Origin of the sequence: Oceanimonas baumannii (assembly GCF_002245495.1) — a bacterium.
Lineage (GTDB): Bacteria > Pseudomonadota > Gammaproteobacteria > Enterobacterales > Aeromonadaceae > Oceanimonas > Oceanimonas baumannii.
Window position 1 is genome coordinate 1 of record NZ_NQJF01000067.1, and the last position, 962, is coordinate 962.

The following is a 962-nucleotide window of genomic DNA, read 5'->3' on the forward strand; positions in this document are numbered from 1 at the left end:
AGATGTGTATAAGAGACAGCAGGTGCCGATCCTGGTGCGCACCCGCGATGATAGCCAGTGGGCCGAATTGAAAGCGGCGGGCGCCACTGAAGTGGTGCCCGAGTTATTGGAGTCGAGCCTGATGCTGGCCTCCCACGCCTTGCTCCTGCTGGGCCTGCCGGATCAACAGGTGCAGGCGCGCGTTGATGAAGTGCGGCAAAACCGCTATCGCCTGCTGCACGGCTTTCACGCACCGCCCAGCGACAACGATGAGGCGCCGATCAATCCTGACTGACCGCACCGATCTTGTGGATCGACAGGTCCGCGCCGTAGTACTCCTGCTCCTGGCTCAGACGCAGCCCGTGCACGCGCTTGATCACGCCGTACACCAACAGGCCGCCGCCGAACGCCACCGCCACACCGAGGGCGGTGCCGATCAACTGGCTGGCCAGGCTCACGCCGCCCAGCCCGCCAAGGGCCGTCTGGCCAAAGACGCCGCAGGCAATCCCACCCCACACGCCGCACAGGCCATGCAACGGCCACACACCCAGCACGTCGTCGATCTTCCAGCGATCCTGGGCCGCGATAAAACACCACACGAACAAACCGCCGGCCACCACACCGGTGACCAATGCGCCCACCGGGTGCATCAGGTCGGAACCAGCACAGATCGCCACCAATCCGGCCAACGGCCCGTTATGCAGAAAACCAGGGTCGTTGCGACCGATCACCAGGGCAGCCACGGTGCCGCCGACCATCGCCATCAGCGAGTTGACCGCCACCAGGCCGCTGACGCCGTTAAGGGTCTGCGCGCTCATCACGTTAAAACCGAACCAGCCGACGATGAGAATCCACGAACCCAGCGCCAGGAACGGAATGCTCGACGGCGCGAACGCCACCAGCCGCCCCTCGCGATAGCGACCGTTGCGCGGGCCCAGCAGCAACACCGCCGCCAGCGCCAGCCAACCGCCCATGGCATGCAC

1 protein-coding gene and 1 pseudogene are annotated in these 962 nt (G+C 65.4%); one reads left to right on the plus strand and one right to left on the minus strand.

The genetic code is table 11. The features are described 5' to 3' along the window. A pseudogene (locus B6S09_RS18945) lies at positions 1–274 on the plus strand (hypothetical protein); the annotation flags it as partial. On the opposite strand, the gene B6S09_RS18230 reads toward B6S09_RS18945, so the two are convergent. Continuing rightward, on the minus strand, positions 261–962 hold a 702-nt coding region (locus B6S09_RS18230), incomplete at its 5' end, for an ammonium transporter (protein WP_141202013.1). The pseudogene B6S09_RS18945 and the gene B6S09_RS18230 overlap by 14 nt on opposite strands.